The organism is Streptomyces sp. NBC_00448, from assembly GCF_036014115.1.
In the GTDB taxonomy this organism is placed as follows: Bacteria; Actinomycetota; Actinomycetes; order Streptomycetales; family Streptomycetaceae; genus Actinacidiphila.
The window spans coordinates 5,759,621-5,784,424 of the sequence record NZ_CP107913.1; the positions used below are offsets into that span (position 1 = coordinate 5,759,621).

The 24,804-nt window shown below is 71.7% G+C and carries 21 protein-coding genes; 19 read left to right on the forward strand and 2 right to left on the reverse strand.

The window, feature by feature from the left end:
* Positions 1 to 43: 43 nt before the first annotated feature.
* Together OG370_RS24655 and OG370_RS24660 are read left to right on the forward strand one after the other, a co-directional pair.
* Complete coding sequence (locus OG370_RS24655; protein WP_328467803.1) at positions 44 to 1,357, forward strand: acetyl-CoA C-acetyltransferase; 1,314 nt, start codon at positions 44 to 46, stop codon at positions 1,355 to 1,357.
* 299 nt (positions 1,358 to 1,656) lie between these two features.
* The gene (locus OG370_RS24660; RefSeq protein WP_328467805.1) at positions 1,657 to 3,540 is read left to right on the forward strand and encodes an AMP-dependent synthetase/ligase; all 1,884 of its coding nucleotides are present in this window, start codon (positions 1,657 to 1,659) and stop codon (positions 3,538 to 3,540) included.
* Positions 3,541 to 3,842: 302 nt separating this feature from the next.
* Here OG370_RS24660 and OG370_RS24665 read toward each other — a convergent pair whose 3' ends face one another.
* Positions 3,843 to 4,046, reverse strand: a complete 204-nt coding sequence (locus OG370_RS24665; protein WP_328467807.1) for a cold-shock protein — start codon at positions 4,044 to 4,046, stop codon at positions 3,843 to 3,845.
* A 243-nt stretch (positions 4,047 to 4,289) separates the two neighbouring features.
* On the opposite strand from OG370_RS24665, the gene OG370_RS24670 reads away from it, so the two are divergent.
* From OG370_RS24670 to OG370_RS24695, 6 genes are all read left to right on the forward strand, one after another.
* A complete protein-coding gene (locus OG370_RS24670) occupies positions 4,290 to 5,150 on the forward strand; it encodes a menaquinone biosynthetic enzyme MqnA/MqnD family protein (protein WP_328467809.1) in 861 nt (286 codons plus the stop codon).
* 59 nt (positions 5,151 to 5,209) lie between these two features.
* A complete protein-coding gene (locus OG370_RS24675) occupies positions 5,210 to 6,415 on the forward strand; it encodes a M23 family metallopeptidase (protein WP_328467811.1) in 1,206 nt (401 codons plus the stop codon).
* A 149-nt stretch (positions 6,416 to 6,564) separates the two neighbouring features.
* Positions 6,565 to 7,764 carry a cyclic dehypoxanthinyl futalosine synthase gene (gene mqnC, locus OG370_RS24680; RefSeq protein ID WP_328467813.1) on the forward strand — a complete coding sequence of 400 codons (1,200 nt, stop codon included), beginning with the start codon at positions 6,565 to 6,567 and terminating at the stop codon, positions 7,762 to 7,764.
* Between the two features lie 110 nt (positions 7,765 to 7,874).
* The gene (locus OG370_RS24685) at positions 7,875 to 8,567 is read left to right on the forward strand and encodes a demethylmenaquinone methyltransferase (protein ID WP_328467815.1); all 693 of its coding nucleotides are present in this window, start codon (positions 7,875 to 7,877) and stop codon (positions 8,565 to 8,567) included.
* 86 nt (positions 8,568 to 8,653) lie between these two features.
* Positions 8,654 to 10,729: a zinc ribbon domain-containing protein gene (locus OG370_RS24690; protein ID WP_328467817.1), complete on the forward strand. Its 2,076-nt coding sequence runs from the start codon at positions 8,654 to 8,656 to the stop codon at positions 10,727 to 10,729.
* A 122-nt stretch (positions 10,730 to 10,851) separates the two neighbouring features.
* Complete coding sequence (locus OG370_RS24695) at positions 10,852 to 12,138, forward strand: geranylgeranyl reductase family protein (RefSeq protein ID WP_328467819.1); 1,287 nt, start codon at positions 10,852 to 10,854, stop codon at positions 12,136 to 12,138.
* A 156-nt stretch (positions 12,139 to 12,294) separates the two neighbouring features.
* Here the strand turns inward: OG370_RS24695 and OG370_RS24700 are convergent, their stop codons facing one another.
* Complete coding sequence (locus OG370_RS24700) at positions 12,295 to 13,167, reverse strand: C40 family peptidase (protein ID WP_328467821.1); 873 nt, start codon at positions 13,165 to 13,167, stop codon at positions 12,295 to 12,297.
* Positions 13,168 to 13,760: 593 nt separating this feature from the next.
* Between OG370_RS24700 and OG370_RS24705 the strand changes: the two genes are divergently transcribed.
* The 11 genes from OG370_RS24705 (at position 13,761) to nuoK (ending at position 24,794) form a co-directional block, all read left to right on the forward strand.
* The gene (locus OG370_RS24705) at positions 13,761 to 14,120 is read left to right on the forward strand and encodes an NADH-quinone oxidoreductase subunit A (protein WP_103887024.1); all 360 of its coding nucleotides are present in this window, start codon (positions 13,761 to 13,763) and stop codon (positions 14,118 to 14,120) included.
* A 61-nt stretch (positions 14,121 to 14,181) separates the two neighbouring features.
* A complete protein-coding gene (locus tag OG370_RS24710; RefSeq protein WP_093785987.1) occupies positions 14,182 to 14,736 on the forward strand; it encodes a NuoB/complex I 20 kDa subunit family protein in 555 nt (184 codons plus the stop codon).
* Positions 14,733 to 15,470, forward strand: coding sequence for an NADH-quinone oxidoreductase subunit C (locus tag OG370_RS24715; protein WP_328467829.1), 738 nt, complete (start codon positions 14,733 to 14,735; stop codon positions 15,468 to 15,470). Before OG370_RS24710 ends, OG370_RS24715 begins: the two co-directional genes overlap by 4 nt.
* Complete coding sequence (locus tag OG370_RS24720) at positions 15,467 to 16,804, forward strand: NADH-quinone oxidoreductase subunit D (protein ID WP_328467831.1); 1,338 nt, start codon at positions 15,467 to 15,469, stop codon at positions 16,802 to 16,804. Before OG370_RS24715 ends, OG370_RS24720 begins: the two co-directional genes overlap by 4 nt.
* The gene (gene nuoE, locus OG370_RS24725) at positions 16,801 to 17,712 is read left to right on the forward strand and encodes an NADH-quinone oxidoreductase subunit NuoE (RefSeq protein WP_328467833.1); all 912 of its coding nucleotides are present in this window, start codon (positions 16,801 to 16,803) and stop codon (positions 17,710 to 17,712) included. The genes OG370_RS24720 and nuoE overlap by 4 nt, the downstream gene beginning before the upstream one ends.
* Entirely contained in the window at positions 17,712 to 19,046 is a 1,335-nt protein-coding gene (nuoF, locus tag OG370_RS24730; RefSeq protein ID WP_328467835.1) for an NADH-quinone oxidoreductase subunit NuoF, read from the forward strand. The genes nuoE and nuoF overlap by 1 nt, the downstream gene beginning before the upstream one ends.
* Complete coding sequence (locus OG370_RS24735) at positions 19,043 to 21,541, forward strand: NADH-quinone oxidoreductase subunit G (RefSeq protein WP_328467837.1); 2,499 nt, start codon at positions 19,043 to 19,045, stop codon at positions 21,539 to 21,541. Before nuoF ends, OG370_RS24735 begins: the two co-directional genes overlap by 4 nt.
* On the forward strand, positions 21,538 to 22,962 hold the full coding sequence (gene nuoH / locus OG370_RS24740) for an NADH-quinone oxidoreductase subunit NuoH (RefSeq protein WP_328467839.1): 1,425 nt from the start codon (positions 21,538 to 21,540) through the stop codon (positions 22,960 to 22,962). The genes OG370_RS24735 and nuoH overlap by 4 nt, the downstream gene beginning before the upstream one ends.
* On the forward strand, positions 22,955 to 23,614 hold the full coding sequence (gene nuoI, locus OG370_RS24745) for an NADH-quinone oxidoreductase subunit NuoI (protein ID WP_328467841.1): 660 nt from the start codon (positions 22,955 to 22,957) through the stop codon (positions 23,612 to 23,614). Before nuoH ends, nuoI begins: the two co-directional genes overlap by 8 nt.
* Positions 23,611 to 24,498, forward strand: coding sequence for an NADH-quinone oxidoreductase subunit J (locus tag OG370_RS24750; protein ID WP_328467843.1), 888 nt, complete (start codon positions 23,611 to 23,613; stop codon positions 24,496 to 24,498). Before nuoI ends, OG370_RS24750 begins: the two co-directional genes overlap by 4 nt.
* Positions 24,495 to 24,794: an NADH-quinone oxidoreductase subunit NuoK gene (gene nuoK / locus OG370_RS24755; protein WP_328467845.1), complete on the forward strand. Its 300-nt coding sequence runs from the start codon at positions 24,495 to 24,497 to the stop codon at positions 24,792 to 24,794. Before OG370_RS24750 ends, nuoK begins: the two co-directional genes overlap by 4 nt.
* Positions 24,795 to 24,804: the final 10 nt, after the last annotated feature.

Below are 24,804 nucleotides of genomic sequence, written 5' to 3' on the forward strand. Positions count from 1 at the left end.
CTGGTGAGTTGTCGCTCCGGCCAAGAGCCCTCAGGAGTTCCGCATGCATACCGTTCGCCGCGTCGCCGTCATCGCCGGCCACCGCATCCCCTTCGCCCGCTCGGACGGCCCCTACGCCACGGCGTCCAACCAGGACATGCTCACGGCCGCGCTGAACGGCCTGGCCGAGCGCACCGGCCTGGCCGGCGGCGGCGCCCCCGCCGAAGGCCGCGCGACGGTGGGGGAGTTCGCGGCCGGGGCGGTGCTCAAGCACGCCCGCGACTTCAACCTCGCCCGGGAGACCGTGCTCGGCTCCGTCCTCGACCCGACCACCCCCGCCTACGACATCCAGCAGGCGTGCGGCACCGGCCTCCAGGCCGTCTTCGCGGTCGCCGCCAAGATCGCGCTCGGCGTGATCGACTCCGGCATCGCCGGCGGCGCCGACACCACCAGCGACGCGCCGCTCGGCGTCAACGACGAGCTGCGCCGTACCCTGCTCGCCGCCCGCCGCGCGAAGACCCTCGGTGGCCGCGCCCGCGCGCTGGCCGGGTTGCGCCCCCGCCACGTCGTGCCCGACATGCCGCGCAACGCCGAGCCGCGCACCGGCCTGTCGATGGGCGAGCACGCCGCCGTCACCGCCGCGCGGTGGGGCATCACGCGGGCCGCGCAGGACGAGTTGGCCGCCGACAGCCACCGCAACCTCGCCGCCGCCTACGACCGCGGCTTCTTCGCGCCCCTGGTCAGCCCCTACCGCGGCCTGGACCGCGACCAGAACCTGCGGCCCGACTCCACCCCGGAGAAGCTGGCCCGGCTCAAGCCCGTCTACGGCGGGCCTGGCGGCACCATGACCGCGGGCAACTCCACGCCGCTCACCGACGGCGCCGCGGTGGTCCTGCTCGGCTCCGAGGAGTGGGCCGCCGCACGCGGGCTGACCCCGCTGGCGTACCTGACCGCGTACGAGACGGCCGCGGTCGACTTCGTCTCCGACCGGCCCGACGCCGACGGGCTGCTCATGGCACCTGCCCACGCCGTACCGCGGATGCTGGAGCGGGCCGGACTCGGCCTCGGCGACTTCGACTTCTACGAGATCCACGAGGCGTTCGCGTCCCAGGTGCTGGCGACGCTGGCGGCCTGGGAGGACAAGGCGTTCTGTGCGGATCGGCTCGGGCTTTCCGCGCCGCTCGGCCCGATCGACCGCGGGCGGCTCAACGTGGCGGGGTCGTCCCTCGCCACCGGGCATCCGTTCGCCGCGACCGGGGCGCGGATCGTGGGGACCCTGGCGCAGCTCCTCGCGGAGCGGGGGTCGCCCGGGCGCGGCCTCGTCTCGATCTGCGCGGCGGGCGGACAGGGCGTCACCGCGGTGCTCGAACGTCCTTAGCGGGACCGCCCGGGGTGCCCCGTCCCGTGAGTGCCCGGACCATTCGGTCCGTGGGTGGCCTGTCGCGCAGTTCTCCCCCTGGCTTCGCCGGGCGGTGCCCCCAGCGCCCCTGAGTACGTGCGGCTGCTCCGCAGCGCGCGGCAACTCGTGCCCGGGCATGGGGAACGGGCAGCCGACAACGGCGGGCAACCAGAACAGGGGCACGGGGAACTCCCCCAGGGGTACCCCAGCGACCGCCACGGCGGACCGCAACTGTGCAGGCAAGCCCAACCCACCCTCGAATTCGTGGAGCCGCAACCATGTCGATCGAAGCAGGGCAACTGGTGCATCCGGCACCGCAGCTGGTGACCGAGGAAGGCCGGACCGTGCAGGCGGCCGTACCCCCGTTGGTCGAGGTGCCGAGGAGCGGCAGCTTGGCGGACATCCCGTTCACGAACGCGGCCGAGGCTCCGCGGGACGCCGTGCTGAGCCGGGAGGGAGTGGACGGGACCTGGCGTGACGTGACCGCCGCGGAGTTCTGCGCGGAGGTGACCGCGGTCGCGAAAGGGCTGATCGCGGCCGGACTGCGGCCGGGCGAGCGGTTGGCGATCATGGCGCGGACCAGCTACGCGTGGACGCTGCTGGACTTCGCGGGGTGGGCCGCCGGGCTGGTGACCGTACCGATCTACCCGACCTCGTCCGCCTCGCAGATCGCGTGGATACTCGGCGACTCGGGCGCCGCGGCCTGCGCGGTGGAGAACGTGGAGCAGTCCCGGCTGGTGACCGGGCGCCGCTCCGACCTGCCGGAGCTGCGCCAGCTGTGGCAGCTGGACGCGGGCGCGATCGCGCAACTCAGCGCGGAGGGGAAGGAGTTGCCGGACGCGCTGGTCACCTCGCGGCGGCAGGGCCTGGCCCCGGCGAGCACGGCCACGCTGATCTACACCTCGGGCACCACCGGCCGCCCCAAGGGCTGCGTGCTCACCCACGGCAACTTCTTCGCCGAGGTCGACAACGCCACCGAGTTGCTGCACCCGGTCTTCAAGTCGGTGAGCGACGAGCCCGCCTCGACCCTGCTCTTCCTGCCGCTGTCGCACGTCTTCGGGCGGATGGTCGCGGTCGGCTGCCTGCGCGCCCGGGTCCGGCTCGGCCACGCGCCCAGCATCGCCACCGAGGACCTGCTCGCCGACCTGGCCGGCTTCCGGCCGACCTTCCTGCTGGCCATCCCGTACGTGCTGGAGAAGGTCTACAACACCGGCCGGGCCACCGCGGAGAAGATGGGCCGGGCATCGTCGTTCGACCGTGCCGCCACGATCGCGCAGCGTTACGGCCGGGCGGTGGTCGCCCAGCGGACCGGCGCGGGACCCGGGCCCTCGCTGGGCCTGCGGATGGCGCACGCGCTGTACGACCCGCTGGTCTACCGCCGGATACGGGCCGCGCTCGGCGGCAAGGTCAAGTACGCGATCTGCGGCGGCTCCCCGCTGGGCGAGCGGCTCACCGCCTTCTACGCGGGCGCCGGGGTGATGGTCTTCGAGGGGTACGGCCTGACCGAGACCACCGCGGCCGCCACCGTCACCCCGCCACTGGCGCCGCGGCTGGGCACCGTGGGACAGCCGCTGCCCGGCACCGCGGTACGGATCGCCGACGACGGGGAGGTGCTGCTGCGCGGCGGGCAGGTCTTCACCGGCTACTGGAACGACCCGAGCGGGGTGCCGCAGGTGGACGGGTGGTTCCCGACCGGGGACATCGGCGAGCTGGACGGGGACGGGTATCTGCGGATCACCGGCCGGAAGAAGGAGATCCTGATCACCGCGGGCGGCAAGAACGTGGCGCCGGCGCCCCTGGAGGACCGGCTGCGGGCCCATCCGCTGGTCGGCCAGTGCATGGTGGTCGGCGACAACCGGCCGTTCGTGACCGCGCTGATCACGCTGGAGGCGGACGGCCTCACGCACTGGCAGCGGATGCGGCACAAGGAGGGGCTGCGGCCGGCGCAGCTCGTCACCGACCCGGACCTGCTCGCCGAACTGCAGAAGGCCGTGGACGACGCGAACTCCACGGTGTCCCGGGCCGAGTCGATCCGCGCCTTTCGGGTGCTTCCGGTCGACTTCACCGAGGAGAGCGGCCACCTCACCCCGTCGATGAAACTCCGGAGGGCGGCTGTCGCCGCGGACTTCGCCGAGGACATCGAGGAGCTGTACCGGCGCTAGGGTGCCCTCATCGTCCGACCTTGAACGGTGTAGCCATCGAGCCAAAGGGCGCGCCGGTGTCGAAAGTGGAGAACGCGCGGAGATCGTGAGGAACGAGCGATCGAGCACGATCGACCTCCCCCAGGGCTTCGCCTGGGAGGTACCCCCACACCGGGTCTAAGCGCCCGGTGGGGGTCCCCCCGCCGAAGGTAGGGGGCGAGAGGGCGGCAAAAGGAGGCAGGGGCCCCGCGCAATTGCGGGGCCCCTTGGTACTGCAGGTTCTGGGCGCGATCGCGCCGCTGTCCGTCCCGACTAGTGGAGAACTAGCTGGGGGTGACGTTCTCCGCCTGGGGGCCCTTCGGACCCTGGGTGACGTCGAAGGTCACCGGCTGGTTCTCCTCGAGGGAGCGGAAGCCGGTCGCGTTGATCGCGGAGTAGTGAACGAAGACATCCGGGCCGCCGCCGTCCTGGGCGATGAAGCCGAAGCCCTTTTCAGCGTTGAACCACTTCACGGTTCCGGTAGCCATAAAGCCCTCCTTGGGCCCAAAGGGTTGCCCTGCTCCAGAACCTGCAACAGCGAAGTCTGAAAACTACAAAAGCCTGCGGGTTACATGATCCGCAGGCTTTAGTACTGCAAGGAAACCAAACTGCAACTTGCGATGAGCCTAGCATGTGGGGTCCGGAGCGGGGAAGGGTTGCAAGATCCTTCTTACGGCTCGCCGGGGCACCCCCGCACAGCTCCGCGGTGACCCAGGAGTAGCGTCCGCCATATGGACACAACCGCGCGTGAAAGCGACAGCGACCGGGTCCGCCCCCGGGTCGGCCACATCCAGTTTCTGAACTGCACCCCGCTTTACTGGGGCCTGGCCAGGACGGGTGCGCTGCTGGACGTGGAGCTGACGAAGGACACCCCGGAGAAGCTCAGCGCCCAGCTCGTCGAGGGTGATCTGGACATCGGCCCGATCACCCTCATGGAGTACCTCAAGCACGCCGACCAGCTGGTGGCGCTGCCCGACATCGCGGTGGGCTGCGACGGCCCGGTGATGTCGTGCGTCATCGTCAGCCAGCTGCCGCTGGACCGGCTGGACGGCCAGCGGGTGGCGCTCGGTTCCACCAGCCGCACCTCCGTCCGCCTCGCCGAGCTGCTGCTCGCCGAGCGGTACGGCGTCACCCCGGACTACTACCGCTGCCCGCCGGACCTCTCGCTGATGATGCAGGAGGCCGAGGCCGCGGTGCTGATCGGCGACGCCGCCCTGCGCGCCTCCCTCCACGACGCGCCCCGGCTCGGCCTCACCGTCCACGACCTCGGGCAGATGTGGAAGGACTGGACCGGGTTGCCCTTCGTCTTCGCCGTCTGGGCGGTCCGGCGGGACTACCTCGCCGCGCACCCCGACGCCGTGCGCGAGGTGCACCGCGCCTTCCTCGCCTCCCGCGACCTGTCCCTCCAGGAGGTCGACAAGGTCGCCGAACAGGCGGCGCGCTGGGAGGCGTTCGACGAGGAGCTGCTGCGCAGCTACTTCACCACCCTGGACTTCTCGCTCGGCACCCCCCAGCAGACCGGCATCACCGAGTTCGCCCGCCGCGTCGGCTTCCCCCCGGGCGCCGGCGTGGAACTCCTCCCCCCGGCGTGAGCCCACCGCCCTGAGCCGAGCGGCCCACGTCGGAGCCCGCCGTCGGTACCGTGAGGTGGATGGGGAGACGACGGGGAGCCGCCGAAGCGCTGGACGCGTTCTTCCGGGCCGGTGGCGAGGCCGAGCGGTACGCCCTGGCGCCACGGGTGGTGGAGGCCGTGGGGCAGTCGCGCCTGGCCGCGATCCTGGCCGGGACGCGGGAGCGGATCGGCCCGTTCGAGGGCGTCGAGGAACGACCGGACGGGCTGTTCGCACGGGGGCCGCGCGGCCGGGTGGCCGTGGCCGGCCAGGTCGACGACGAGGGTCGGCTGGCCGCGCTGTACGTGGCCGGGCGGCGCGCGGCCCGCTCGCCGTGGCGTGCGGCGCCGGCGCTGCGGGCCGCACGGGCGTGGTCGGCGCGCGTGGTCTGGCCGCTCGCGCTGGTGGGCGCCGGAGCGGCCTTGTGGACCGCCGGCTCGGCGGGGGAGTGGCTGGACCGGGCCGCGGTCGTGGGGTTCCTGCTGGTGATGGCGTTCGGCTTCAAGGCGCCCTCGGCCACCGACCTTCCCCGGTGGGCCCGTTGGGCGCTCGCCGCGCTGACGGTCGCCTCGGCGGCCTCGGCCGTGCGCCTGCCGGGCCGCCCGCGGGGCACCGTGAGCCTGTGGGGGGCCGTGGAATGGGCCGTGGTGGCGGCGCTGGCCGCAATGGTCGCGTCGAGCCGACGGGCCAGGGCGGCCGAGACGGTGTCGAGCCCCCTGCGGCTGCCGCTCGACCCGGGGGTGTGGTGGGTGCTGCAGGGAGGCGGGCGCTGGCTCAACCACCACCAGGCCGTGCCGGAGCAGCGCTGGGCCGTCGATCTGGTCAAGGTCGGTCCTGACGGCACCCGGGCGCCGGGTCTGCGGATCGACCGCGACGCGACCACGTACGCGGCCTACGGGACCCCGTTGTACGCGCCGTGCGCCGGCACCGTGGTGCGGGCCGTCGACGGCTGGCCGGACCAGGCCCCGGGCCGGGTGGTGTTCGCGCCGCCGGCCGGCAACCACGTCGCGATCGACACCGGCCGCGAACGCGTCCTGCTCGCGCATCTACGGCCCGGCACCGTACGGGTCCGGGTCGGCGACCGGGTGGCGGTCGGCGACCGGCTCGGCGAGGTCGGAAACTCCGGCAACTCCACCGAGCCGCACCTGCACCTCCAGGCGGACCGGGACGGCCGGAGCGTCCAGTTGCGGTTCGAAGGGGTGCGCGGCCGGCTCCGGCGGGGCCGGCGGATCAGTGTCCCCGGGTAGCGGCCCGCCGTCGTGGCGGTCGCCGATCCTCCGCCCGGGCGGCCCCGGGAGCCCAGGGTGGGGCGGTCGGGCAGGCGGTCCGGGGTGGGGGAACGCACTGGCGTAGGCTGGGCCGGTCCGGATTCGTATCCTCCGAAGGGCCTGCCACGGTGACTTCCTCGACCGAACTCGCAGCCGTCCTCGACCGCGCCGCCGCAGGGGGCAGGATCACCCCGGAGGAAGCGCTCGACGTCTACCGGTCCGCGCCGCTGCACGCGCTCGGGGCCGCCGCCGACGCGGTGCGCCGCCGCCGCTACGCGGGCACCGAGCACATCGCGACGTACATCATCGAGCGCAACATCAACTACACGAACGTGTGCGTCACCGCGTGCAAGTTCTGCGCGTTCTACGCGGCGCCGAAGGACACCGGCAAGGGATGGAGCCGCGGGCTCGACGACATCCTGCGCCGCTGCGCCGAGACCGTCGAACTCGGCGGCACCCAGATCATGTTCCAGGGCGGCCACCACCCGGACTACGGCGTCGAGTACTACGAAGAGCACTTCGCCGCGATCAAGCGGGAGTTCCCGCAGCTGGTGATCCACTCGCTGGGCGCGTCCGAGATCGACCACATGGCGCGGGTCTCCGGGGTCAGCGCGGAGGAGGCGATCCGCCGTATCCACGCCGCCGGGCTCGACTCGTTCGCCGGCGCCGGCGCGGAACTCCTGCCGGAGCGGCCGCGGAAGGCGATCGCACCGCTGAAGGAGTCCGGCGAGCGGTGGCTGGAGATCATGGAGACCGCGCACGGGCTGGGCGTGGAGTCCACCACGACCATGCTCATGGGCACCGGTGAGACCAACGCGGAGCGGATCGAGCACCTGCGGATGATCCGCGACGTGCAGGACCGCACCGGCGGGTTCCGGGCGTTCATCCCGTACACCTACCAGCCGGAGAACAACCACCTGAAGGGCCAGACGCAGGCGACGCTCTTCGAGTACCTGCGGATGATCGCGATCGCGCGGCTCTTCCTCGACAACGTCGCCCACATCCAGGGGTCCTGGCTCACCACCGGCAAGGAGGTCGGCCAACTGTCGCTGCACTACGGCGCGGACGACCTCGGGTCGGTCATGCTGGAGGAGAACGTCGTCTCCTCGGCCGGGGCGAAGCACCGCTCCAACCGGATGGAGCTGATCCATCTCATCCGCGCGGCCGGGCGCGTGCCCGCGCAGCGCGCGACCACCTACGAGCACCTCGTCGTGCACGACGACCCGGCGAACGACCCGGTCGACGACCACGTCGTCTCCCACCTGTCCTCGACCGCGATCGAGGGCGGCACCGCGCACCCCGAGTTGAAGATCCTCGAAGCCAGGTAGCAGCCGGGTGGAAGCCGGGTAGTCGCTCCACGGGCCGGGCCGCACCACGTCCGGATGGGCCCGCGCCCCTGGAAGGCCGCCCTGCTCACCTTGGACGTAGGGTGGAGCGCGTGACACGGGCCTCCTTGGAGAAGCAGCCGCAGGACGTCGCCGCGATGTTCGACGGTGTGGCGGCGAAGTACGACCTGACGAACGACGTGCTGTCGCTCGGCCAGACCCGGCTGTGGCGCAGGGCGGTGGCGCAGGCGCTGGACGTACGGCCGGGCGAGCGGGTGCTCGACCTGGGCGCGGGCACGGCGACGTCGTCGCTGCCGTTCGTGGCCGCGGGCGCGGAGGTCGTCCCCTGTGACTTCTCGCTCGGCATGCTGCGGGAGGGCAAGAAGCGCCACCCGGAGCTGCCGCTGACTGCCGGCGACGCGACCCGACTGCCGTTCGCCGACGGGGTGTTCGACGCGGTCACCATCTCGTTCGCGCTGCGCAACGTGCACGACACCGACGCGGCGCTGCGCGAGATGCGGCGGGTGGCCAGGCCCGGCGGGCGGCTGGTGATCTGCGAGTTCAGCCACCCGACGTACCGGCCGCTGCGCACCGTCTACACCGAGTACCTGATGCGCGCGCTGCCCCCGGTGGCGACCAAGGTGAGCAGCAACCCGGACGCGTACGTGTACCTCGCCGAGTCGATCCGCGCCTGGCCCGACCAGCGTGCGCTGGCCGGGCGGTTGAAGGACGCGGGCTGGACGGGCGTGGCCTGGCGCAACCTGACCGGCGGGATCGTGGCGCTGCACCGCGGCGCGAACGGGTAGCTGTATCCGGCAAGCGGTATCCGGCCTCCACGGAAGAGGAATCCGCGGTTCCGGGTCGTCGTCGCCGGTGGGGGCCATATGCTGCGATGTCCGCGGGGGGACAGCAGCCCCGCCGTCTCCCGGAGTTGCCGATGCCGTTCTGCCCCGCGTGCGGGAACCAGGTCGCCGAGGCGGAAGGCGTCCGCTTCTGCCCGCGTTGCGGCCGTGACCTGACCGCGCCTTCCCTCCCGGCGCCGCCCCCGCCGGCCAACGCTCCCGCGCCGCAGGCCACTCCGACCCAGGTCGGGGCGCTGCCTCCACCGCCTCCTCCGCCTCCGCCGCCGCCGTACGGCGCGCCGACCGGGCAGACGGCGATACCGCCGGGCCCGCCCGGCTACGGGCCGGGCTACCCGCCGCCCGGACCGGTCGTGCCCTCGCCCGCCGCGGTGTTCGTGCGGAGGGTGTTCACCGGCCGCTGGGAGATGCCGCTGCTGGTCGCGCTCGGCCCGGCACTGACCATCGTCGCGGCGGCCCTGGCGATCGCGGGTGTCGCGGGCACGGCGCTGCCCAGCGGCTCGGTCGGCATGGCCACCCGCACCCGGGCCGCCCTCGCCGCCCTCGTCCAGGGCCTCGGCGGCAACCTCAAGGCGACCACGACCTACACCGACGACACCGGGTTCGACGACTCGGACGACGGTGACGGGTTCTCCGACGGTGGCAGCGACGGCAGCGACGGCGGTGACTTCTCCGACGGCGGCAGCGACGGTGACGAGTTCTCCGACGGCGGCTCCGACGGTTCGGATGGCTCTGACGGGTACGACAACGGCTCCGACGGGTACGACGACGGCAGCGACGGGTACGACAACGGTTCGGACGGCTCCGACGGCTCTGACGGCTCTGACGGTTCGGACGGCTCTGACGGGTACGACACCTTCGACTCCGGCAGCGACGTCGGCTACACCATGAGCGGCAGTGGCAGCGGCGGTCACGCGCACACGTACCACGCGTCGCTCACCGTCCTGCCCTGGACGGTCACGCTGCTGTGGGTCCTGGTGCTGGTGCTCGGCCTGCGGATGATGCGCAAGCGGCAACTCGCCACGGCCGCCGCCTCGGGCGCCGGCCCGGTCACGACCGCCGACAGCGCCGCGGCCGCCGTACGCGTCGCGCTGCTCGCCGCCGCCGCGGCGCTCGTCATCGGCTTCTTCGCCGAGCCGCACATCGCCCTGGCGCACTTCACCACCGCGCCGTTCCTGGCCATGCTGGGGACCTTCGTGCTCAGCCTGGTCACGGCGCTGATCGTGCTGTGCCGTCCGGCGCTGACGGCGTGGCTCGCCGCGCGGCCGGGTGCCGCGGCCACGTACCGGGTGGTCTCCACCACGGCGATCGCGCTGCTGGCCACCCTGCTCGTCGCGGGCGCCGTGGTCTTCGTGATCGCGGCCGCGCACTACCACGACCTGACCGGCTGGGGAGTGGCCGCGGCCGGGCTGCTGCTGCTCAACCTCGGGGTCTCCGGGCTGGGGCTGAGCTGGGGGGCGCCGTTCCGGGTCGGCTCGGACTACGGCAACGGCAACGACCGCCACGTGTCCTTCGGCCTGGGCGACCTCAACCACGTGTGGGGCGGCTGGTCGGTGACCGGCACGGTCGCGGGCGGGCTCGGCTGCGCGCTGCTGATCGGGGTGCTCGCGGTCCGGCGGACCCGTGGCCGCCCCGAACAGTTCGCGGTGGCCGCGCTGTTCACCGGCCTGCTGGTGATCCTGGCCGCCGTCAGCGGCGCGCGCACCGGCGGCGACACGGCCTTGACCGGCGTGCTCGACCACCTCAGCGTGGGCACGAGGGTGCCCGAGACGCTGGGTCTTGGCCTGCTGTGGACGTGCGGCGGCGTGCTGGTCGCGCCGTACGTGTGGCGGGTCTTCGGCGGCCGGGTGCCGCCGGCGTACCCGGTCGGACCGGGCGCCCCCTCGCCGTACGGCCCGGTTCCCCAGGACGGCGCGGCGTACGGCGGCGGCTACGGCGGGACGTACGGCTCCGTCCCCGGTGGCGCGGTGCCGCCCCAACCCGGCCCGCCCGCCGGGGCGTACGGCCCGCCGCAGCCCCCCGGACCGCCGGCGCCGGCGGAGCCCGTCGTGCACGACCTGGGCGTGGTGGAACCGGACCGGCTGCGCAAGCCGCCGGACCAGCACTGACCCGCCGCTCTCCCGAGAGCCGCCGCTCCACCCGGAGCGGCGGCCTCATACACTCGGCATGACGTCCTCGTATCCGACGTCGAACACCAGCAACAGCCCTTCGCCGAACCGGGAGAGTCCACGTGACCGACACCGCACTGTCCGAGCGCAGCGCCGATGTGATCGTCGTCGGCGCCGGGCCCGCCGGTTCGACGACCGCGTACTACCTGGCCAAGTCCGGTCTCGACGTGCTGCTGCTGGAGAAGACCGCCTTCCCGCGCGAGAAGGTCTGCGGCGACGGGCTGACCCCGCGCGCCACCAAGCAGCTGGTGTCGATGGGCATCGACGTCTCCGAGGAGGCGGGCTGGCTGCGCAACAAGGGCCTGCGGATCATCAGCGGCGGCATGCGGCTGGAGATGGACTGGCCGGAGCTGGCCGCCTACCCGGACTACGGACTGGTGCGCAGGCGCGAGGACTTCGACGAACTCCTCGCCCAGCAGGCCGTGAAGGCCGGCGCGCGGCTGTACGAGCGGTGCAACGTCGGTGCGCCGATCGTCGACGAGCGCACCGGCCGGATCACCGGCGTCACCGCCAAGCTCGGCGAGGAGAAGACGCCGGCCGCCTTCCACGCGCCGCTGGTGGTCGCCGCCGACGGCAACTCCACCCGGCTGTCGCTGGCGATGGGCCTGCACCGCCGCGACGACCGCCCGATGGGTGTCGCGGTGCGGACGTACTTCACCTCGCCGCGGCACGAGGACGACTACCTGGAGTCCTGGCTGGAGCTGTGGGACCGGCGTGGCGCCGCCCCGCGCCAACTGCCGGGCTACGGCTGGATCTTCGGCCTCGGCGACGGCACCTCCAACGTGGGCCTCGGCATCCTCGACTCCTCGGCGGCCTTCCGCGAGCTGGACTGGCGCGAGGTGCTCAAGGCGTGGGTCGGCTCCATGCCGGAGGACTGGGGCTTCACCCCGGAGAACATGACCGGGCCGATCCGCGGCGCCGCGCTGCCGATGGCCTTCAACCGCCAGCCGCACTACACCCGCGGCCTGCTGCTGGTCGGCGACGCGGGCGGGCTGGTCAACCCGTTCAACGGCGAGGGCATCGCCTACGCGATGGAATCCGGGCAGATCGCCGCTGACGTGATCACCCAGGCGCACGCCCGCGCCACCGCCGGGCAGCGCGAACTCGCGCTCGCCGCCTACCCGCGCATCCTCAAGGACACCTACGGCGGCTACTACAACCTCGGCCGCGCCTTCGTGAAGCTGATCGGCAACCCGAAGGTCCTCCAGCTGTGCACCCAGCGCGGCCTGACCCACCCGATGCTGATGCGCTTCTGCCTCAAGCTCCTCGCCAACCTCACCGACCCCACCGGCGGCGACGCGATGGACCGCATCATCAACGGCCTCACCAAGATCACCCCGCGCGCCTGAGGGCCGGCCCGCCGAGCCACGGCCCGGTGGGCAAAAAGGGCGAAACTCGGAAAAGCGGCGGGAGGTGGTCCGCGTCGGCCCGGATGAGGGCGTGACGTGGCCACCTCCCGCCGCTGTCGGGGGAGTAGGGAAGGGGGAACGCGCCGGGGGCGCGGCTCAGAGGACGTTGACCGCCCAGTCGGGCATGTAGTCCGCGAGCTGGTGGATGGCGACCGGGGTGGACGGGTTGGCCGCGTCCAGGTACTGGCCGTCACCGATGAAGACGCCCACGTGGTAGGCGCTGCCCTCGCCGCCCCAGAAGATGAGGTCGCCGGGCTGGAGGGCGGAGATCGAGACGGGCGTGCCGACGGTCGACTGGTCCTGCGAGGTCCGCGGGATGTCGACGCCGATGGAGGCGAACGCCGCCTGGGTCAGGCCCGAGCAGTCGTACGAGCCGGGGCCGGTGGCGCCGTACACGTAGGGCTTGCCGAGCTGGGACTTCAGGAACGCGATGAGCTGGTCGACCTTGCTGGACGAGGCCGCGGTGACGGTCGCGGTCGGCGTCGCGGTGACCGAACCCTGTCCGGACGAGCCGAGCGTGGTCCTGGTGGTGGAGCGCGAGGCGGCCTGGCCGGCCCGCGCCTTGGCGGCCTTGGCCGCCTTCGCGGCTGACTCGGCCTTCTTGAGTGCGGCCTTGTGCGCCTTGGCCGCGGTCTTCGCGGCGTCGGTGGCGGCCTTCTCCTGGTCGGCGGAGAGGGCGGCGGACAGCGCCTCCCGCTCCAGCGCCGCGACGGCCTGCTGAGCGGAGGCAGCCGTGGAGAGCGTCGCCGCGCGGACGTTGAGGTCGCGCGCGGACTGTGCGTCCCGCGTGACCTGCGCCGAGGCGGCCGTGGTGGTGGTGTGCGTGGTCTCGGCCATGGCCGGAGCGGCCGCGCCGCACAGGGCGAACGCGCTGACGACGCCGCCGACGAGTCCGGCCCTGCGGACCCACTTCGGGTCACGGGGCGCCGCGTGCCGTCGGCGGCCGGTATGGGTATGCGTGTCGGACACCTGTGTCCGGGATGTGTTCGGGGACATGGGTCCCTGGCTATCAGGAACGAATGGTTCCGTTCAATAAAGGTGGGATACGCCACAGTTGACGTGCTCACGGCTCAATTGCCCGTTTCACGATCTTGCTTGACGGGTGCTTTGATCCGTTTTCGTTCCTCCGGTGACGTATGCGCTCGTGCACACTTTCACGCGCGTCATTCCCGGGTTCCACGGCTCACCCGGGCGGGTTCGGCGGCGCTATCACGGCGATTCGTCCATCGCCAATTTGCCTGTCGCGGAGGCCGTCTGATAGTGAATGCGCCGCGCTGACCAGCGGGAACGCCCACGAATGTGACGTGAAGTGATCGTTTGGGTGCCATCCGCCGCAAGATCACCGCTCATCCGACTTCATGATCGTTGGTCAGGTGGTGGAGATCACAAAGCTCGTGCTGACCCCCGTGTCGCAGATCACAGACCGGGAGGCATAGGATGCAGGCGGCTTGGGCTTGTGAACTGCCTCACATAGGCGCGATCTTCGCGGTTTTGTGGCGTGGCGCACCGCCCTGGTCACGGTCCGTACATCAGTCACAGTCGACTGGAAGGAGCGGGGGACGGTGAACGCCTACGCGCCCATCCTCGTGCTGGGCGGCCTCGCGGCCGGCTTCGCGATCTTCTCCGTTTTCATGGCCTCGATCATCGGGCCGAAACGGTACAACCGGGCCAAGTTGGAAGCGTACGAGTGCGGCATCGAGCCGACTCCGCAGCCGGCCGGTGGTGGCCGCTTCCCGATCAAGTACTACCTGACGGCGATGCTCTTCATCGTCTTCGACATCGAAATCGTCTTCCTCTATCCGTGGGCGGTCACCTTCGACCGGCTGGGGATGTTCGGGCTCGTCGAGATGCTCCTCTTCGTGCTCACCGTCTTCGTCGCCTACGCCTACGTGTGGAGGCGCGGCGGCCTGGAGTGGGACTAGGGCCTGACGAGTTCCGGCAACTGACGGCGACCAGGGGACCGAGGAGACCAGGAGCCAACCCATGGGTATCGAAGAGAAACTGCCGAGCGGATTCCTGCTGACGACGGTGGAGACGGCGGCGGGCTGGGTGCGTAAGGCGTCGGTCTTCCCGGCCACCTTCGGCCTCGCCTGCTGCGCCATCGAGATGATGACCACCGGTGCCGGGCGGTACGACATGGCCCGGTTCGGCATGGAGGTCTTCCGCGGATCGCCGCGGCAGGCCGACCTGATGATCGTGGCCGGCCGGGTGAGCCAGAAGATGGCCCCGGTGCTGCGCCAGGTCTACGACCAGATGCCGAACCCCAAGTGGGTGATCTCGATGGGCGTGTGCGCCTCCAGCGGCGGCATGTTCAACAACTACGCGATCGTGCAGGGCGTCGACCACGTGGTGCCGGTCGACATCTACCTGCCCGGCTGCCCGCCCCGCCCCGAGATGCTCCTCGACGCGATCCTCAAGCTGCACGAGAAGATCCAGCACGGCAAGCTCGGCGTGAACCGCGAGGCCGCCGCCCGCGAGGCGGAGGAGGCGGCGCGCAAGGCGCTCCCCACGATCGAGATGAAGGGGCTCCTTCGATGACCGCCACCCCCAACCCGCCCCAACTGCCGGAGGAGCCCGCCGAGGGCGGGGTGCCCGCGCAGCGCCACGACGCCGGCGAGGTGATCGGCGTCCGCAAGGGGATGTTCGGCGCCAACAACGGCGGCGACACCACCGGTTACGGCGGCCTGGTCCGTACCGTCCGGCTGCCCGGCGCGACCAACCGGCCCTACGGCGACCCCTTCGACGAGATCGCCGACGAGCTGGAGGGCGCACTGGAGGAGCAGGGGCTGCCGCCGGCCGAGGCGATCGAGAAGACCGTCGTCGACCGCGGCGAACTGACCTTCCACATCGCCCGCGAGCACCTGGTCCGGGTCGCCCGCACGCTGCGCGACGACCCCGCGCTGCGGTTCGAGCTGTGCACCGGCGTCAGCGGCGTGCACTACCCCGGCGACACCGGGCGCGAGCTGCACGCGGTCTACCACCTGCGCTCGCTCACCCACGGCCGGCTGATCCGGATCGAGACCAGCGCGCCCGACGCCGACCCGCACGTCCCCTCGCTGGTCCCGGTCTACCCGACCAACGACTGGCACGAGCGCGAGACCTACGACTTCTTCGGCATCGTCTTCGACGGCCACCCCGCGCTCACCCGGATCATGATGCCGGACGACTGGCCCGGCCACCCGCAGCGCAAGGACTACCCGCTCGGCGGCATCCCCGTCGAGTACAAGGGTGCCCAGATCCCGGCTCCCGACCAGCGGAGGTCGTACTCATGAGTTATGGATACACCGCCCCCCAGCAAGCGGAAGAGCGGGAGACCACCGAGGGCCGGGTGTTCACCGTCACCGGTGGGGACTGGGACGAGCTCGCCGAGACCGTGGGCAAGGCCGACGACGAGCGGATCATCGTCAACATGGGCCCGCAGCACCCGTCCACCCACGGCGTGCTCCGGCTGATCCTGGAGATCGACGGCGAGACGGTCACCGAGGCCCGCTCCGGCATCGGCTACCTGCACACCGGCATCGAGAAGAACATGGAGTTCCGGACGTGGACCCAGGGGTCCACCTTCGTGACGCGCATGGACTACCTCACGCCGCTGTTCAACGAGACCGCCTACTGCCTCGCGGTGGAGAAACTGCTCGGCATCACCGACCAGATCCCGGACCGGGCCAGCGTCATCCGGGTGCTGATGATGGAGCTCAACCGGATCGCCTCCCACCTGGTCTGCATCGCCACCGGCGGCATGGAGCTGGGCGCGACCACCATCATGATCTACGGCTTCCGCGACCGCGAGTACATCCTCGACATCTTCGAGCTGGTCACCGGCCTGCGGATGAACCACGCGTACGTCCGCCCCGGCGGCCTCGCCCAGGACCTGCCGCCCGGCGCGGTCGACCAGATCCGCGAGTTCGTGAAGAAGTTCCGGAAGAACCTGCCGGAGTACGACAAGCTCGCCACCGGCAACCCGATCTTCAAGGGCCGGATGCAGGACGTCGGCTACCTGGACCTGACCGGCTGCATGGCGCTCGGCGCCACCGGCCCGATCCTGCGCGCCGCCGGCCTGCCGCACGACCTGCGCAAGGCCGACCCGTACTGCGGCTACGAGAACTACGACTTCGAGGTGCCGACCACCGACACCTGCGACTCCTACGGCCGCTTCCGGGTCCGCCTGGAGGAGATGCACCAGAGCCTGCGGATCGTCGAGCAGTGCCTGGACCGGCTCGCCCCCGGGCCGGTGATGGTCGAGGACAAGAAGATCGCCTGGCCCGCGCAACTCGCGCTCGGCCCGGACGGCATGGGCAACTCTTTGGACCACATCAAGAAGATCATGGGCACCTCCATGGAGGCCCTGATCCACCACTTCAAGCTGGTCACCGAGGGCTTCCGGGTACCGCCGGGACAGGCGTACGCCGCCGTCGAGTCGGCCAAGGGCGAGCTGGGCGTGCACGTCGTCAGCGACGGCGGCACCCGCCCGTACCGGGTGCACTTCCGCGACCCGTCCTTCACCAACCTGCAGTCCATGGCCGCGATGTGCGAGGGCGGCCAGGTGGCCGACGTCATCGTGGCGGTGGCGTCCATCGACCCCGTGATGGGAGGTGTCGACCGATGACCGAGCTCTCACAGGGAAGCGGCTCCCCCGGTGTGTCCCTGGGCATCCCCGAAATGCCCGCCCCCGACTACCCGGCCGACGTCCGGGCCCGGCTGGAGACCGACGCCAAGGAGGTGATCGCCCGCTACCCCGGCTCGCGCAGCGCGCTGCTGCCGCTGCTGCACCTGGTGCAGTCCGAGGAGGGGTACGTCACCCGCACCGGCATCCGGTTCTGCGCCGAGCAACTGGGCCTCACCACCGCCGAGGTCACCGCGGTCGCCACCTTCTACACGATGTACCGGCGCAAGCCGTCCGGCGAGTACCAGGTCGGCGTCTGCACCAACACGCTGTGCGCGGTGATGGGCGGCGACGCGATCTTCGAGGAGCTGAAGGAGCACCTCGGGGTCGGCAACGACGAGACCACCGAGGACGGCAAGGTCACCCTCGAACACATCGAGTGCAACGCGGCCTGCGACTTCGCGCCCGTGGTGATGGTCAACTGGGAGTTCTTCGACGACCAGACCCCCGAATCGGCCAAGCAGCTCGTCGACGACCTGATCGCCGGCCGCGAGGTCCGCCCGACCCGCGGCGCCCCGCTGTGCACCTACCGGCAGACCGCCCGCATCCTGGCCGGCTTCCCCGACGAGCGCGAGGGCGCCGTCGAGGCGACCGGCGGCGCCGGCCCCGCCTCGCTGGCGGGCCTGCGGCTGCACCGCGGCGAGTTGCCCGCGCCGAAGGTGGTCGGCCAGCGCGACGCCTCGCCGAGCGACGAGACGGCGACATACGACACCGCCACCTCGCCGTCGCCCGCGCAACACCCCAGCTCGCACGACGCGCCCGGGCAGACCGCCGAGTCCGACCCGGCCCACCCCGCGGACCCGGTCGCCGACCATGCGAACGACCACGCCACCGAGGAGGAGGGCGAGTGATGACCGTCGAACCGGCCGAGAAGCTGCTCGCGCCCGTACTGTCGGCGTTCTGGGACGACCCGCGGTCGTGGACGCTGGAGACCTACCGCAGGCACGACGGGTACGAAGCGCTCACCAAGGCGCTCGCGATGGCCCCGGACGACCTGATCGCCTACGTCAAGGACTCCGGCCTGCGCGGCCGCGGCGGCGCGGGCTTCCCCACCGGCATGAAGTGGCAGTTCATCCCGCAGGGCGACGGCAAGCCGCACTACCTGGTGGTCAACGCCGACGAGTCCGAGCCGGGCACCTGCAAGGACATCCCGCTGCTCTTCGCCAACCCGCACTCCCTGATCGAGGGCATGGTGATCGCGTGCTACGCGATCCGCTCGCACCACGCCTTCATCTACCTGCGCGGCGAGGTCGTCCCGGTGCTGCGCCGGCTGCACGAGGCGGTGCGCGAGGCGTACGCCGCCGGCTACCTCGGCAAGAACATCAAGGGCACCGGCTTCGACCTCGAACTCACCGTGCACGCGGGCGCCGGCGCCTACATCTGCGGCGAGGAGACCGCGCTGCTGGACTCCCTGGAGGGCCGCCGCGGCCAGCCCCGGCTCCGCCCGCCGTTCCCCGCCGTGGAGGGCCTGTACGCCTGCCCCACCGTGGTGAACAACGTGGAGTCGATCGCCTCGGTTCCCGCGATCATCCAGCGCGGCAAGGAGTGGTTCAAGTCGATGGGCAGCGAGAAGTCCCCGGGCTTCACGCTGTACTCGCTCTCCGGCCATGTCGCCCGCCCCGGCCAGTACGAAGGCCCGCTCGGCATCACGCTGCGCCAACTGCTCGACATGGGCGGCGGGATGCGCCCCGGCCACCGGCTGAAGTTCTGGACCCCCGGCGGCTCCTCGACCCCGATGTTCACCGACGAGCACCTCGACGTGCCGCTGGACTACGAGGGCGTCGGCGCGGCCGGCTCCATGCTCGGCACCAAGGCCCTGCAGTGCTTCGACGAGACGACCTGCGTGGTGCGGGCCGTCACCCGCTGGACCGAGTTCTACGCCCACGAGTCGTGCGGCAAGTGCACGCCGTGCCGTGAAGGCACCTACTGGCTGGTCCAGTTGCTGCGGGACATCGAGGCCGGGAAGGGCCGGCCGGAAGACCTCGACAAGCTCCAGGACATCGCCGACAACATCAACGGCAAGTCCTTCTGCGCCCTGGGCGACGGCGCCGCCGCCCCGATCTTCTCCTCGCTGAAGTACTTCCGCTCGGAGTACGAGGAGCACATCGAGCAGAAGGGCTGCCCCTTCGACCCGGCCCGCTCCACCGCCTGGGCCGACAAGTCCCGTACGGAGGCCCACGCGTGACCATCACTACGAACGCACCCTCCGGTGGGCAGCCGGCGCCGCCCCCTGAAGACCTGATCTCGGTCACCATCGACGGCATCCCGATCTCGGTGGCCAAGGGCACCCTGGTGATCCGCGCCGCCGAGCAACTGGGCATCGAGATCCCCCGGTTCTGCGACCACCCGCTGCTCGACCCGGCCGGCGCCTGCCGCCAGTGCATCGTGGAGATCGAGGGCCAGCGCAAGCCGGTCGCCTCCTGCACCATCACCTGCACCGACGGCATGGTGATCACCACCCAGCTCACCTCGCCGGTCGCCGAGAAGGCGCAGCGCGGGGTGATGGAGCTGCTGCTGATCAACCACCCGCTGGACTGCCCGGTCTGCGACAAGGGCGGCGAGTGCCCGCTGCAGAACCAGGCGATGTCGGTGGGCGACCCCGACTCCCGCTTCGAGGGCCGCAAGCGCACCTTCGAGAAGCCGGTGCCGATCTCCGCGCAGGTGCTGCTGGACCGCGAGCGGTGCGTGCTGTGCGCGCGCTGCACCCGGTTCAGCGAGCAGATCGCCGGCGACCCGATGATCGAGCTGCTCGAACGCGGCGCGCTCCAGCAGGTCGGCATCGGCGAGGGCGACCCGTTCGAGTCGTACTTCTCCGGCAACACCATCCAGATCTGCCCGGTCGGCGCGCTCACCTCCGCCGCCTACCGGTTCCGCTCCCGCCCCTTCGACCTGGTCTCCTCGCCGTCGGTGTGCGAGCACTGCGCGGGCGGCTGCGCCACCCGTACCGACCACCGCCGCGGCAAGGTCATGCGGCGGATGGCCGCCAACGACCCGGAGGTCAACGAGGAGTGGCTGTGCGACAAGGGCCGGTTCGGCTTCCGCTACGCGCAGCGGCCCGAGCGCCTCACCCACCCGCTGGTGCGCGGCGCCGACGGTGAACTCGCCCCCGCCAGCTGGCCGGAGGCGCTGGCCGCCGCGGCGGCGGGACTGACCGCGGCGCACGGCCGGGCCGCGGTGCTGGCCGGCGGCCGGCTCACCGTCGAGGACTCCTACGCGTACGGCAAGTTCGCCCGGGTCGCGCTCGGCACCAACGACGTGGACTTCCGGGCCCGCGCGCACTCCGCCGAGGAGGCCGACTTCCTCGCCGCCCACGTGGCGGGGCACGGCGTCGACCTGGACGGCAGCGGGGTGACCAACCGGGCGCTGGAGCAGGCACCGACCGTGCTGCTGGCCGGACTCGAGGCCGAGGAGGAGGCCCCGGGGGTCTTCCTGCGGCTGCGCAAGGCGCACCGCAAGAGCAAGCAGCAGGCGTACGCCCTGGCCACCTACACCTCGCGCGGTCTGGAGAAGGCCGGCGGCATCCTGCTGCCGGCCGCGCCCGGCACCGAACCGGAGTGGCTGGACGCGCTGGCCGGCGGGGTGGGCCTGGACGAGGCCGGCCGGCTGGCCGCGGAGGCGCTGCGCAAGCCCGGCGCGGTGATCCTGGTCGGCGAGCGGCTGGCCGCGGTGCCCGGCGGGTTGACCGCCGTGCTGCGGCTGGCCACCGCGACCGGCGCCCGGACGGCGTGGATTCCGCGCCGGGCCGGTGAGCGCGGCGCGGTCGAGGCGGGGGTGCTGCCCGGGCTGCTGCCCGGCGGGCGCCCGGTCACCGACCCGCGCGGCCGCGACGAGGTCGCCCGGGTGTGGGGCCTGCCGGCCCTGCCGACCCGGTTCGGCCGCGACACCGGGCAGATCGTGGAGGCCGCGGCGGCCGGCGAGCTGGCCGCGCTGGTGGTCGGCGGCGTCGAGGTCGCGGACCTGCCGGACCCGGCCCGGGCCCGGATCGCCTTCGGCAACGTCGGGTTCCTGGTCAGCCTGGAGCAGCGGCCGAGCGAGGTCACCGAGCGCGCCGACGTGGTGCTGCCGGTCGCCGCGGTCGTCGAGAAGTCCGGCACCTTCCTCAACTGGGAGGGCCGGGCCCGGATGTTCGAGGCCGCGATCAAGCCCGACCAGGCCACCACCCGGCACCAGCTCCCGGACGCCCGGGTGCTGACGATGCTCGCCGACGCGATGGACGTCGCACTCGGCCTGTCCGACGTGCGGGCCGCGCGCCGCGAACTCGACCGGCTCGTGGGGGCTCCCACGCCGCAGGCAGGGGGATGGTCCGGCACCCACGCGACCGCGCCCGCCGAGACGTCCGTGCCGCTGCCCAGGCCCGGTTCGGGCCAGGCGGTGCTCGCCGGGCACCGGCTGCTGCTCGACCAGGGCCGGCTGCAGGACGGCGACGACGCGCTGGCCGCCACCCGGCACGCGGCCGTCGCCCGGCTGTCGGCCGCGACCGCCGCGGAGGTCGGGGTGGGCGACGGCGAGATCCTCACGGTGGCCGGCCCGGACGGCGCCGTGGCGCTGCCGCTGGCCGTCACCCCGATGCCGGACCGGGTGGTCTGGCTGCCGCTCAACTCCGCCCGCGGCGGCGTCACTTCGGACACCGGTGCCCGCCCCGGGCAGGTCGTCTCGCTCAGCGCGGAGGTCCAGTCATGACCGCCCTGTCCACCGGCGGGAGCCAACTCGCCGCCACCACCACGGAGAACCTGTCGTTCTTCGGCACCGACCCGTGGTGGCTGATCGTCATCAAGGCGGTGTTCTGCTTCGCGTTCGCGATGCTGACCGTGCTCTTCTCCATCGTGTGGGAGCGCAAGGTCGTCGCCTGGATGCAGTTGCGGATCGGCCCGAACCGGCACGGCCCCTGGGGCATGCTCCAGTCGCTCGCCGACGGCATCAAGCTGATGCTCAAGGAGGACCTCACCGTCAAGCGCGCGGACAAGGTGGTCTTCATCCTCGCGCCGATCGTGGCCGCGATCCCCGCCTTCATGTCGTTCGCGGTGATCCCCTTCGGCCCGGCCGACAACGAGGTGTCCATCTTCGGCCACCGCACCGCGATGCAGCTCACCGACCTGCCGATCGGCATCCTCTACATCCTGGCCACGGCGTCGGTCGGCATCTACGGCATCGTGCTCGCCGGCTGGTCGTCCGGTTCGACGTACCCGCTGCTGGGCGGCCTGCGCGCCTCCGCGCAGATGATCTCCTACGAGATCGCGATGGGCCTGTCCTTCGCGGCGGTCTTCCTCTACTCCGGCTCGATGTCCACCTCGACCATCGTCGAGGCGCAGCACGGCCGCTGGTACATCATCCTGCTGCCGGTCTCCTTCCTGGTGTACATCTGCACGATGATCGGCGAGACCAACCGGGCGCCGTTCGACATGCCGGAGTCCGAGGGCGACCTGGTCGGCGGCTTCAACACCGAGTACAGCTCGATCAAGTTCGCGCTGTTCATGCTCGCCGAGTACGTCAACATGGTGACGGTCTCCGCGGTCGCCACCACCCTCTTCCTCGGCGGCTGGCGGGCACCCTGGCCGATCACCACCTTCTGGGACGGCGCCAACCACGGCTGGTGGCCGCTGCTCTGGTTCGTGATCAAGGTCCAGCTGCTGCTCTTCTTCTTCATCTGGCTGCGCGGCACCCTGCCCCGGGTCCGCTACGACCAGCTGATGAAGCTCGGCTGGAAGGTGCTCATCCCGGTCTCGATGGTCTGGCTGATGCTGGTCGCCGCCGTGAAGGCGATGCGCAACGAGAACTACGACTTCACGAAGATCGTGCTGTACATCGGTGGCGCGGTCGTCGCGCTGCTGCTGATCTCGCTGGTCATCGACGTCTTCCGGGACCGCGAGGAGAAACGGAAGGAAGCCGCGGGCGGCGGCGCTCTGGCCCCGCAGGAGCGGTTCGACCCGATGGCGGGCGGCTATCCGGTGCCCCCGCTACCGGGCCAGCAGCCCGAGCGGGTGCCACGGCGGCCCAGCCGTGCGCAGGCCCAACTCGTAGGCGCACCAGGTGCGTCCGGCGTGTCCGGCTCGCCCGGACAGGACGCCGCGCAGACGGAGAACACGGAGGACGGCGATGCCTGAGTTCCTGGACCCGGTCGCGGGCTTCGGCGTGACCTTCAAGGCCATGTTCAAGAAGCGGCTGACCGAGCAGTACCCCGAGTACAAGAAGCCGACCGCGCCGCGTTTCCACGGCCGCCACCAGCTCAACCGGCACCCGGACGGGCTGGAGAAGTGCATCGGCTGCGAGCTGTGCGCCTGGGCCTGCCCGGCCGACGCGATCTACGTGGAGGGCGCGGACAACACCGAGGAGGAGCGCTACTCCCCGGGTGAGCGCTACGGCCGCGTCTACCAGATCAACTACGCCCGCTGCATCCTGTGCGGGCTGTGCATCGAGGCGTGCCCGACCCGCGCGCTGACCATGACCAACGAGTACGAACTCGCCGACCGCACCCGCGAGTCGCTGATCTTCACCAAGGAGCAGCTGCTCGCCGGCCTGGAGGAGGGCATGGTCGAGTCGCCGCACTCGATCTTCCCCGGCATGGACGAGGGCGACTACTACCGCGGCCAGGTCACCGAGGCCGCGCCCGGCACCGTACGGCAGGTCGCCGTATCCAAGGGCGAGAAGGCGGACGAGTCGGTGCCGGTGGAGAACCCGTACACCGGCGAGCCGGAGGCGGCCGAGACCGTCGCCCCCGGCGGCGCCGCCCCGGCCGGGACGGGGGAGGAAGCATGACCGGCTCGATGCAGTCGCTCCAACTCGCCGCCGGCTACCAGACCTCCACCGGCGAGGCCGTGCAGTTCTGGGTGCTGGGCACCGTCGCCGTGATCGGCGCGCTGGGCACCGTGCTGATGAAGAAGTCGGTGCACAGCGCGCTGTCGCTGGCCGGCACCATGATCGTCCTCGCGGTCTTCTACCTCGCCCAGGGCGCGTACTTCCTCGGCGTGGTGCAGATCGTCGTCTACACCGGCGCGATCATGATGCTCTTCCTCTTCGTCGTCATGCTGGTCGGCATCACCGCCGCCGACTCGCTCAAGGAGACGCTGAAGGGCCAGCGGTGGATGGCCGCGGTGTGCGGCCTCGGCTTCGGCATCCTGCTGATCGCCGGCATCGCCAACGCCTCCCTGGACACCTTCGCCGGCACCGGCGGGGCCAACGCGGCGGACGGCGGCAACGTCCAGGGCCTGGCCCACCTGGTCTTCACCAAGTACGTGTGGGCGTTCGAGATCACCGGCGCGCTGCTGATCACCGCCGCGATCGGCGCGATGGTGCTCACCCACCGCGAGCGGACCGAGGAGCGGCGCACCCAGCGCGAGCTGGCCGAGGCCCGGGTCCGCGAGGGCAAGCAGGTCACCCCGCTGCCGGCGCCCGGCACCTACGCCCGGCACAACGCGGTGGACGTCCCGGCGCTGCTGCCCGACGGCTCGGTCTCCGAACTGTCGGTCAGTTCCACGCTGCGCGAGCGCGGCCAGATCCGCGACGTGTCGCGGGACGCGATGCGGCGGCTGGCCGAACTGGACCAGCGCTCCGACGAGTGGCTGGAACGCGCTCCGGAACAGCCCGAGTTGGAGCAAGACGGCGAGCGGGCCCCGGCCTCCGCCGAGGAGGGTGCGAAGTGAACCCGGCGAACTACCTCTATCTCTCGGCGCTGTTGTTCACCATCGGCGCGGCGGGAGTGCTGATCCGGCGCAACGCGATCGTCGTGTTCATGTGCGTGGAGCTGATGTTGAACGCCTGCAACCTGGCGTTCGTCACCTTCTCCCGGCTGCACGGCAACCTCGACGGGCAGGTCATCGCGTTCTTCACGATGGTCGTGGCCGCCGCCGAAGTCGTGGTGGGCCTGGCGATCATCGTGTCGATCTACCGAACCCGCCACTCGGCCTCGGTCGACGACGCGAACCTGATGAAGCTGTAAGGGGCTGCGA

Bases quoted from the DNA above. Each gene is read 5' to 3' on its own strand.
- OG370_RS24655 (WP_328467803.1), top strand. From the start codon at position 44: ATGCATACCGTTCGCCGCGTCGCCGTCATCGCCGGCCACCGCATCCCC.
- OG370_RS24660 (WP_328467805.1), top strand. From the start codon at position 1,657: ATGTCGATCGAAGCAGGGCAACTGGTGCATCCGGCACCGCAGCTGGTG.
- OG370_RS24665 (WP_328467807.1), bottom strand. From the start codon at position 4,046: ATGGCTACCGGAACCGTGAAGTGGTTCAACGCTGAAAAGGGCTTCGGC.
- OG370_RS24670 (WP_328467809.1), top strand. From the start codon at position 4,290: ATGGACACAACCGCGCGTGAAAGCGACAGCGACCGGGTCCGCCCCCGG.
- OG370_RS24675 (WP_328467811.1), top strand. From the start codon at position 5,210: ATGGGGAGACGACGGGGAGCCGCCGAAGCGCTGGACGCGTTCTTCCGG.
- OG370_RS24690 (WP_328467817.1), top strand. From the start codon at position 8,654: ATGTCCGCGGGGGGACAGCAGCCCCGCCGTCTCCCGGAGTTGCCGATG.
- OG370_RS24710 (WP_093785987.1), top strand. From the start codon at position 14,182: ATGGGTATCGAAGAGAAACTGCCGAGCGGATTCCTGCTGACGACGGTG.
- OG370_RS24715 (WP_328467829.1), top strand. From the start codon at position 14,733: ATGACCGCCACCCCCAACCCGCCCCAACTGCCGGAGGAGCCCGCCGAG.
- OG370_RS24720 (WP_328467831.1), top strand. From the start codon at position 15,467: ATGAGTTATGGATACACCGCCCCCCAGCAAGCGGAAGAGCGGGAGACC.
- nuoE (WP_328467833.1), top strand. From the start codon at position 16,801: ATGACCGAGCTCTCACAGGGAAGCGGCTCCCCCGGTGTGTCCCTGGGC.
- nuoF (WP_328467835.1), top strand. From the start codon at position 17,712: ATGACCGTCGAACCGGCCGAGAAGCTGCTCGCGCCCGTACTGTCGGCG.
- nuoH (WP_328467839.1), top strand. From the start codon at position 21,538: ATGACCGCCCTGTCCACCGGCGGGAGCCAACTCGCCGCCACCACCACG.
- nuoI (WP_328467841.1), top strand. From the start codon at position 22,955: ATGCCTGAGTTCCTGGACCCGGTCGCGGGCTTCGGCGTGACCTTCAAG.
- OG370_RS24750 (WP_328467843.1), top strand. From the start codon at position 23,611: ATGACCGGCTCGATGCAGTCGCTCCAACTCGCCGCCGGCTACCAGACC.